The organism is Isoptericola sp. NPDC056134, assembly GCF_042264825.1.
GTDB classification, from domain to species: domain Bacteria; phylum Actinomycetota; class Actinomycetes; order Actinomycetales; family Cellulomonadaceae; genus Isoptericola; species Isoptericola nanjingensis.
In genome coordinates, this window is the sequence record NZ_JBHJVM010000002.1 from 324,281 (window position 1) to 333,431 (window position 9,151).

8 protein-coding genes (1 of these 8 only partly in view) are annotated in these 9,151 nt (G+C 75.5%); 6 read left to right on the plus strand and 2 right to left on the minus strand.

Annotation, left to right across the window (positions count from 1 at the left end; all coding sequences use genetic code 11):
- A protein-coding gene (gene add / locus ACFCZN_RS03920) for an adenosine deaminase (protein ID WP_430555877.1) crosses the window boundary here: on the plus strand, positions 1-1,939 show its 3' portion. 188 nt of this gene lie to the left of the window's left edge; the window shows 1,939 of its 2,127 coding nt (coding positions 189-2,127); its start codon lies off the left edge, out of view; its stop codon occupies positions 1,937-1,939.
- Between the two features lie 9 nt (positions 1,940-1,948).
- On the opposite strand, the gene ACFCZN_RS03925 is transcribed toward add, so the two are convergent.
- Positions 1,949-2,530, minus strand: coding sequence for a TetR/AcrR family transcriptional regulator (locus ACFCZN_RS03925; protein WP_430555878.1), 582 nt, complete (start codon positions 2,528-2,530; stop codon positions 1,949-1,951).
- A gap of 92 nt (positions 2,531-2,622) precedes the next feature.
- Between ACFCZN_RS03925 and ACFCZN_RS03930 the strand changes: the two genes are divergently transcribed.
- Together ACFCZN_RS03930 and ACFCZN_RS03935 are read left to right on the plus strand one after the other, a co-directional pair.
- Positions 2,623-3,036: a hypothetical protein gene (locus ACFCZN_RS03930; RefSeq protein WP_430555879.1), complete on the plus strand. Its 414-nt coding sequence runs from the start codon at positions 2,623-2,625 to the stop codon at positions 3,034-3,036.
- Positions 3,037-3,358: 322 nt separating this feature from the next.
- Positions 3,359-5,932 (plus strand): DNA translocase FtsK 4TM domain-containing protein, encoded by a 2,574-nt coding sequence (locus tag ACFCZN_RS03935; protein ID WP_429762233.1) that lies wholly within the window; start codon positions 3,359-3,361, stop codon positions 5,930-5,932.
- Positions 5,933-5,972: 40 nt separating this feature from the next.
- On the opposite strand, the gene ACFCZN_RS03940 is transcribed toward ACFCZN_RS03935, so the two are convergent.
- Complete coding sequence (locus ACFCZN_RS03940) at positions 5,973-7,271, minus strand: CapA family protein (RefSeq protein ID WP_429762232.1); 1,299 nt, start codon at positions 7,269-7,271, stop codon at positions 5,973-5,975.
- 74 nt (positions 7,272-7,345) lie between these two features.
- On the opposite strand from ACFCZN_RS03940, the gene pgsA reads away from it, so the two are divergent.
- From pgsA to ACFCZN_RS03955, 3 genes are all read left to right on the plus strand, one after another.
- Positions 7,346-7,948, plus strand: a complete 603-nt coding sequence (gene pgsA / locus ACFCZN_RS03945; RefSeq protein ID WP_430555880.1) for a CDP-diacylglycerol--glycerol-3-phosphate 3-phosphatidyltransferase — start codon at positions 7,346-7,348, stop codon at positions 7,946-7,948.
- Positions 7,945-8,487, plus strand: coding sequence for a CinA family protein (locus tag ACFCZN_RS03950; protein ID WP_430555881.1), 543 nt, complete (start codon positions 7,945-7,947; stop codon positions 8,485-8,487). Before pgsA ends, ACFCZN_RS03950 begins: the two co-directional genes overlap by 4 nt.
- Before the next feature lie 235 nt (positions 8,488-8,722).
- Positions 8,723-9,070 (plus strand): helix-turn-helix domain-containing protein, encoded by a 348-nt coding sequence (locus tag ACFCZN_RS03955; protein ID WP_429762229.1) that lies wholly within the window; start codon positions 8,723-8,725, stop codon positions 9,068-9,070.
- The last annotated feature ends 81 nt before the right edge of the window (positions 9,071-9,151 follow it).

The following is a 9,151-nucleotide window of genomic DNA, read 5'->3' on the forward strand; positions in this document are numbered from 1 at the left end:
ACGGGGGGGGGGGGGGGGGGGGGGGGGGGGGGGGGGGGGGGGGGGGGGGGGGGGGGGGGGGGGTGGGGGGGGGGGGGGGGGGGGGGGGGGGGCGGGCGCACCAGCTCCGCCCTCCCCCCCGCCCCGCCGCCGTCCCGGAGGTCTCCACGACCCAGCCCGACCCGTTCGCCCCGCCGTCCGGTGCCACCCCGCCGCCCGGCGCCACGCCGCCCGAGGCTCCGCCGGCTCCCGCGCCGGCCGCCCCGACGGGGCTCGCGGCGGCGACCGTCGCCCTGGCGGTGGCCTGGTCCGTCGTTCAGGTGGTGCGCCCGGCCGCCTCGTTCCAGGTGGTCGGTCCCTCCGAGGCGGCGCTCGCGGCGGGCGGGTCGGCCTGTCGGTCTCGACGCCGTACGACGAGCTCGGCAACCTCCTCCTGCCGCTCCAGGTCGCGGCGTTCGTCGTCGCGTGCCTCGGGGTCCAGCAGTGCCGGCGGGGCGCGGTGGTGCTGTCCCCTGCGGTCCGGCAGGTGCCCGGGCCGGTGTGGGTCTGGCTGGGCTGGGCGGTCCCCGTCGTCTCCCTCTGGTTCCCGTTCCAGGTGGTGCGCGACGTGCGCGCCGCCGCGGTGGGCGGCCGGACGCCGAGCCGGCTCGGCTGGTGGTGGGCGTGCTCGCTCGTGGGTCTGTGGGCGTCGAACCAGGCGGCGTTCTCGTCCCTGGGCCTCGCCTCGCGAGACCCGGAGACGGTCCCCGTGTTCGAGGGCCTCGCCACCGTGGCCGTGGTGGCGGGCGCCGTCCTCTGGATCGGCCTGGTGCGCGAGATCACAGGGGGCTGCGGGCCGGGCTCGCCCCGGTCGCCTGAGCGGCGCACGCGGCACCGTACGCTGCCTGGCATGACTCCGACCCCCTCGACCCCGGCGTCGTCCCACCCGCTCGCGGCGAGCCCGCAGCGACCCCCGCGCGCCGAGCTCCACCTGCACCTGGAGGGCACCCTCGAGCCCGAGCTGGCGTTCGCCCTCGCCGACCGGAACGGGATCGCCCTGCCGTTCGCGGACCCGGCCGCGCTGCGCACGGCGTACGCGTTCACGGACCTGCAGTCCTTCCTCGACCTCTACCACGCGACGTCCCAGGTGCTCCGCACGGCGGACGACTTCGCGGACCTCACGGTCGCCTACCTGCGGCGGGCCGCGGCGGGCGGGGTGCGGCACGCCGAGCTCATGGTCGACCTGCAGACGCACGTCGCGCGGGGCGTGCCCCTGGCGGAGGTCGTGGCGGGCGTGACGCAGGGCCTCGCGGACGGCGAGGCGGAGCTCGGCGTCTCCGGCCTGCTGATCGCGGCGTTCCTGCGCCACCGCCCCGGGGCGGAGGCGGAGGAGCTGCTCGACGACCTGCTGGCGCTCGACGCCCCGGTCGCCGGCGTGGGGCTCGCGTCCACGGAGGTCGGTTTCTCGGCAGCCCCGTTCGCGCCGGCGTTCGCCAAGGCCGCCGCGCACGGGCTGCGGCGCACGGCGCACGCCGCCGAGGAGGGCCCGGCCTGGCACGTCACCGAGGTGCTGGACCTGCTCGGCGCGGAGCGGGTGGACCACGGCATCCGCGCGCTCGAGGACCCGGACGTGGTGGCGCGGCTGGTGCGCGACCAGGTCCCGCTCACCGTGTGCCCCGTCTCCAACGTGCGTCTGCGCGCCGTGCCGTCCCTCGCGCAGCACCCGCTGCCGGCGATGCTCGAGGCGGGCCTGAACGTGTCGCTGAACTCCGACGACCCGTCGTACTTCGGCGGCTACGTCGACGAGGTCGACGACGCCGTGACCGCGCAGTTCCACCTCTCGCGGGACCAGCGCGCCGACCTCGCCGCGGCGTCGTTCCGCGGGTCCTTCCTGGCTCCCGAGGCGGTGGCGCGTCACGTGGCCGACGTCGAGGAGTGGCGCGGGGGTCGAGCAGCACCGGGGCTGAGCAGCGCGTCCTGACGGGGGCCCTCAGCGCGACAGCAGGGCGGGGCCGACGGCGCCCGCCGCGGCGTCGTAGCGCGCGGCGCGGGCGGGCTCGTCGCCGGGCAGCAGCCCGGCGAGCTCGAGCGACACCAGGCCGTGCACGAGCCCCCACAGCCCGACGGCGACCGCCTCGGCGTCGGCGGGCCCGACGCCGAGCACGCGCGCGGCGGCGCCGCGCAGCACGCGGAAGGTGGGCTGCTCGACGGCGGGCGGGGCGTCGGCGCCGGGGCGCACGGCCCGGTCGAACATCGTCCGGTAGAAGTGCGGGTCGGCCAGCGCGCTGCGACGGTACGCCACGCCGAGGGCGCGCAGGTCGGCTGCGGGGTCGTCGGTGCGCGGGACGGCGGCCAGGTGCGTGCCGAACCGGCGGAAGCCCTCGGCGCTGACGGCGGCGAGCAGCTCCTCGCGGGAGCCGAACAGCGCGTACACCGCGGACGCGCTCGTGCCGGCGGAGGCGGCGACCGACCGGACCGTCACGGCGTGCTCGCCCCCGGTGGAGAGGGCCTCGGAGGTGACCTCCAGGAGGCGGGTGCGCAGGGCGTCGTCGTGCAGGCGGGGGCGGGCCATGCGGTGAGCGTAGACCTCTTGACCCTGGTTTGCGAACGGTGTTCTATAACACTGTTCGTAAACAAGGCCCGTTCGTCCTCCCGGAGGTTCCCGTGCTCGAGCTCACCGACGCCGCCCGCATCACCGCGGGCGTCGTCCTCCTGACCGTCGTCGGCATCGAGTCCGGCGGCTGGTTCCTCGTGAAGGTGGTCACCGGGAAGGCGCCCGTCACGCCGTTCCAGACCGCGTTCTTCCGGGCGGGGCACGCGCACGCCGGGGTCCTCGTCATCCTGGGCCTGCTGTGCGTGGTGCTCGCCGAGGCGACGGACCTCGTCGGAGGCTGGCGCTGGCTCGCCGCGACCGGCGTGCTGGTCGCCGCGATCCTCCTGCCCGCCGGGTTCTTCCTGTCGGCCGTGGGGGCCGGGCGCACGTCGCCGAACCGGGCCGTCCTCCTGCTGCCCGCCGGGGCCGTCGTCCTCGCCGCCGGCGTCGTGACGCTGGCCGTGGGCCTTCTCACAGCCGGCTGAGGCCCCGTCCGGGGGCCGGCAACACGCGCCCGGGACCTGCGGCGTCGCGACCCGTGGCGCGGGTACCGTGGGGGGCATCATGGCGACCCGGACACCCGCCCGCAGAATTACCGGGACTCCGCGGGGGACGGCACGAACGGGGCGGACCGCATCCGTGGCCGCCCCGACCCGGCGTGCGCCCGCCCGGTCCTCCTCCGGCCGCTCGTCGTCCACCCGCTCGTCGGGCAAGGGGTCGGGCAGGAGCTCGGGTCGGGGCACCGGCACGCGCAGGCCGCCGGCGCGACGACCGGTACGGTCGGGGCCGTCCTGGCCCGTCCGGGCGGTGCGCGGCCTCTACCTGGGCGTCGCGCACGGGCTCGGCGGACTGACCCGCAGCATCACCAAGGGAGCAAGAGACCTGGAACCCGAGCACCGCCGAGACGGCGTCGCCTTTTTCCTCATCGCCCTCGCGCTGGTCGTGGCCGCGCGGGAGTGGTGGGGGATCTCCGGCACCTTCGGCACCGTCGTGCACGCCGTCGTCGCCGGCACCGTGGGGCTGGCCGGCGTGGCCGTCCCCGTGCTGCTCCTGTGGCTGGGCTTCCGCGTCATGCGGCACCCCGAGCGGGGGCAGGCGAACTCCCGCGTCGCCATCGGCCTGATCTTCGTCGTCGTGTCGGTGTGCGCGCTCGTCGCGATCGCGGAGGGCACGCCCGCGCCGAGCGACGGCTTCGAGGCGCTCCAGGACGCCGGCGGCATCATCGGCTACCTCGCCGCGACGCCGGTCGTGACCGGGCTGACCGAGTGGGTCGCGGTCCCGCTCTTCCTGCTCCTGGGCTTCTTCGGCCTCCTGGTGGTCACGGCCACGCCGGTGCACCGCATCCCCGAGCGGCTGCGCGGCCTGTACGACCGCCTCACCGGCAACCACCGGGCCGACGAGGCCATGGACGACGACGGGCTCGCGCTCGCCGAGGGCGTCTCGCGGCACGACGGCACCGACCCGGCGCCGCGCAAGAAGCGCACCCGCAAGACGAAGGCGCAGCGGGCCGCCGAGGCGGCCGAGGCCGACGGGCTCGACGAGTACGCCGGGGACGAGGCGTTCGAGAAGGCCGCCACGCTCGAGAAGGACGCGGCCGCCAAGGCTGCGGCGAAGGGCCCGCGCGGCAAGGCCGCCCCGAGGGTCGGCGCCGCCGCGACCGCGCCGACCGAGGCCGTCGCCGCCGTCGTGCCCGACGAGCCCGCCCCGGCCCCCGCGAGCGAGCTGCCGCCGATGGGCCGCGCCGAGCAGCCCATGCTCGACGGCGACACGGTCTACCTGCTGCCCAGCGAGGAGTCGCTCGGCAAGGGCGCGCCGCACAAGACCCGGTCCGCGGCGAACGACCGCGTGGTGGAGTCGCTGACGAAGGTCTTCGAGGACTTCGGCGTCGACGCGCAGGTGACGGGCTTCACCCGTGGGCCGACGGTCACCCGGTACGAGGTCGAGGTCGGCGCGAAGACCAAGGTCGAGCGCATCACGTCGCTGTCGAACAACATCGCGTACGCGGTGGCCAGCGCGGACGTGCGGATCCTGTCGCCCATCCCGGGCAAGTCCGCGATCGGCATCGAGATCCCGAACTCCGACCGCGAGACGGTCGTGCTCGGCGACGTGCTGCGCTCGTCGGCGGCACGCCGCACCGAGCACCCGATGGTCATGGGCGTGGGCAAGGACGTCGAGGGCGGCTACGTCGTCGCGAACCTCGCGAAGATGCCCCACATCCTCGTCGCCGGCGCGACGGGCGCCGGCAAGTCCAGCTTCATCAACTCGCTCATCACCTCGATCCTCATGCGGGCGACGCCGGAGCAGGTGCGCCTGGTCCTCGTCGACCCGAAGCGCGTCGAGCTGACGATCTACGAGGGCATCCCGCACCTGATCACGCCGATCATCACCAGCCCCAAGAAGGCCGCCGAGGCCCTCGACTGGGTGGTGCGGGAGATGGACGCCCGCTACGACGACCTCGCCACGTTCGGCTACAAGCACGTGGACGACTTCAACTCCGCCGTCCGGGCGGGCAAGGTGAAGCCGCTGCCTGGCTCGGAGCGCAAGATCGCGCCGTACCCGTACCTCCTGGTCGTGGTGGACGAGCTCGCGGACCTCATGATGGTCGCGCCGCGCGACGTCGAGGCCTCGATCCAGCGGATCACGCAGCTCGCCCGCGCCGCCGGCATCCACCTGGTGCTCGCCACGCAGCGCCCGTCGGTGGACGTCGTGACCGGCCTGATCAAGGCGAACGTGCCGTCCCGGCTCGCGTTCGCGACCTCGTCGCTGGCCGACTCGCGCGTCGTGCTCGACCAGCCGGGCGCCGAGAAGCTCATCGGCCAGGGTGACGCCCTCTTCCTGCCCATGGGGGCGGCCAAGCCCATGCGCGTGCAGGGCGCCTGGGTCACCGAGTCCGAGGTGCACTCCGTCGTCGAGCACGTGAAGGCGCAGCTCAAGCCCGTCTACCGCGAGGACGTCACCGCGCCGGCGGCGGCCAAGAAGCAGGTGGACGAGGACATCGGCGACGACCTCGACCTGCTGCTCCAGGCCACCGAGCTCGTGGTGACCACGCAGTTCGGCTCCACGTCGATGCTGCAGCGCAAGCTGCGGGTGGGCTTCGCCAAGGCGGGCCGTCTCATGGACCTGCTCGAGTCGCGCGAGATCGTCGGCCCGTCCGAGGGATCGAAGGCGCGCGAGGTGCTGGTGACCCCCGACGACCTGCCGTCCGCGCTCGCCCTCATCCGCGGGGAGACGCCGCAGGCGTACGACCAGGACGCCGACGGCGGGTCCGCGGGCGGCGGCACGTCGGACCCGTACGCGGACGGCACCGACGGGCACGCCCCGCCCGTGGCGACGGACTACCACGACGACGCCGACACCGACCCGGAGAACGGCTGGCGCTGAGCCTCCCGAAGGGCCCGGGAGCTTCCGGGCCGGTCGCCGGTCAGTCGTCGCGGGGGAGCACCTCCGGCGGAGGGCCCGTGGCGACGGACGGCTCCTGTCGTTCCGGGGCGACGTCGCCGACCGCGTCCCGGACCCGTTCCTCGCGGGCCTCGAGCTCCGCGGGGGACAGGGTGGTGGTGCCGGGGTCGCCGAGGGCGTCAGGGAGCGCGACCACGTCGTGCCCGCCGCCGATGTCCACGGTGGTGCCGGTCCAGGTCACCCCCGTCACGCGGGTGGGGTCGTCCGGGGTGTCCTGGGTCAGGGACGCCATGAGCAGCACGCCGTTGCTGGTGCGCGCGTCGCAGCACGCGGCGCTCTGGTTCGACAGCAGGTTGCCGAGGCCGTAGGCGACCCACATCCCCTCACCGTCGGGGCCCTTGCCCACGCGGTCGATCCGCTGGGGGACGTGCGCGTGGTGCCCGATGACGAGGTCGACCTCACCGGACCGCGCGAGCCGTCGCACGACATCCTCCTGCTGGTCGGTCAGCACCTCCGTGTACTCGACCCCGGCGTGCAGGCTGACGACGACGACGTCGGCGCCGTCCTCGCGGGCCTGGCGCGCCTGCCGCACGAGGCGGTCGGCGTCGATGAGGTCGACCGCCCAGGGCGCGTCCGCGGGCATCGGCAGCCCGTTGAGCCCGTAGGCGGCGGCCAGGTGCGCGACCGTGATCTCCCGGTCCTCGCGGGTCAGCACGTACCGCTGCGGCTCGTCCTGCTGCGCCGCGCTGCGGGCCGTCCCCGCGAACCCCATCCCGGCGTCGGCCAGGCGCCGGATCGTGGCGGTGACGCCGTCGTAGCCCCGGTCGACGGAGTGGTTGGAGGCCGTCGAGCAGCCGTCCCAGCCCTGCTCGTCGAGGTCGCGCACCAGGCCCGGGGGCGCGCCGAACAGGGGGTAACCGCTGGGGTCGGTGCCCTTCGGCGCCACCGGGACCTCCAGGTGGCACAGGGCCAGGTCGGCGCCCTCCACCCAGGCGTCCAGCCCGGCGAGCAGGGGGGTGAAGTCGGGATCCTGCGGCCCGCCGGCGGACCTGACGACCGGGTTGTGCGTGAGCAGGTCGCCCGCGGCGAGCAGCGTGAACTCGACCGGCCGGGGAGTCGGGCTCGGGGTCGGTGACGGGCTCTCGGCGGGAGGCGCGCCCGCCGACGGCGCGTCCGCGCCGGCGGGGGGCGAGGGCTCCGCGCCCCCGAGCGGTCCGACGGCGAGCACCCCGCCGACGCCGAGGGCGGTGCCGCACAGCGCGGCGAGGGCGACGAGACGTCGTCGTGAGGGTCGTCCGTCGTCGGACGCGTGGCGCGGCACGCGAGGAGAGTACTGCCCGCGCGGCCCACCGGCCCGCGGGCGTCCGACGCCCGTCGCCCCGATAGGGTGGGCCGGTGGTCAACGAAGCGCCCTCGCCCTGGAACGTCGCCAACGCGGTGACCCTCGTGCGCATCGCGCTGGTGCCCGTGTTCGCCTGGGCGTTGCTCATGGAGGGCGGGGACTCGGTCACCTGGCGCCTCGTGGCGACGGGCGTGTTCGTGGTCGCCGCCGTGAGCGACCGCGTCGACGGCTACCTGGCCCGGTCGCGCAACCTCGTGACCGACCTCGGCAAGATCCTCGACCCCATCGCGGACAAGGCGCTCGTGGGCGCCGCCCTGATCCTGCTCTGCTGGCCGCTGGGCGAGCTGCCGTGGTGGGTGCCGACGATCATCCTCGCGCGCGAGCTGGCCGTCACCGTGCTGCGGATGGTGGTCCTGCGATACGCCGTGATGCCGGCGTCGCGGGGCGGCAAGCTGAAGACGGTGCTGCAGGCCGTCGCGATCACGCTCTTCCTGCTGCCCCTGGCGGCGCTCCCCGGTGCCGTGCACGTCGTGGCGTGGATCGTGCTGTGGGCCGCGATCGCGGTGACCGTCGTGACGGGCGTCGACTACTTCGTGCAGGGCGCGCGCCTCCTCGCCGCCGGGCGTCGCGAGCCCGGCCCCCGGCCCGCCGCGTGACGCAGGACGGGGCGGGCGGGGCGCCGTCGACGCCGTCGGGGACGCTCGCGCGCGCCGTGCTCGGCGGCGCGCACGCCCGCGGCTGGACGCTGGCCGCCGCGGAGTCCCTCACCGGCGGGCTGGTGGTGGCGACCCTCGTCGACGTGCCCGGCGCGTCCGCCGTCCTTCGCGGCGGCGTCGTCGCCTACGCGACCGACCTCAAGGCCTCGGTGCTGGGTGTCGACCCGGACCTCCTGGCGCGCCGGGGCCCCGTGGACCCCGGGGTCGCCGGGCAGATGGCGTCGGGCGTGCGCCGGGTCCTGAGCGCCGACGTCGGGCTCGCGACGACCGGGGTCGCGGGGCCCGACCCGCAGGACGGTCACCCGCCGGGCGAGGCCTACGTCGCCGTGAGCACGCCCGAGGGCGACCGGGTGCTCCGCCTCGACCTCGTCGGCACCCGCGCCGAGGTGCGTGCGGGGGCGGTGCGGGCCGTGCTGGCGCTGGCGGTCGACGCCTGGGGCGACGCCGCGCGGCACGACGGGCCTGTGAAGGGTGCGTGACGAGCGTGTCGCGGGTCGTGACCGCGGGAACAAGCCCCCGGGTGCCCGCGTTGCGAAGGGTGTGATGACCGACAGGGCACGAAGCCGTCTCGATGCACGCCACACCAGGCCGGGCATGCCGCGCGCGCGGTACGGTAGTGCCACCCCTGGAGCCAGGGGAACGACAGGACGGACGAGGAACCCGGTCACGACCGGTCCGGTGCCGGGACGATCGGACACGGAGAGGGGGCGCGAGATGGTCGTACTGCGACGTGAGATCGGCGACGTGCTGCGCGACGCGCGGCAGCGCCAGGGGCGCACCCTGCGTGAGGTGTCGTCCGCAGCGAGGGTCTCGCTCGGATATCTGAGCGAGGTCGAGCGCGGGCAGAAGGAGGCGTCGTCGGAGCTGCTGGCGTCGATCTGCGAGGCGCTCGACGTGCCGATGTCCCTCGTGCTGCGTGAGGTCAGCGACCGGATCGCGGTCGCCGAGGGCCTGCACATCCCCGACACGATCCCGGCGGACGTCTACGCCGGGCTGCTCAGCCGTGCCGGCGAGTCGCGCGACGCCGAGTCGGTGCGAGGGGACCTCGCACCGGTCGGCTGACGCCGAGATACTGATGCCGAGATAGAGAACTCGGACCCGCGAGATAGAGAGGCCGGGTCGACACCGCAACCGGTTGCGGTG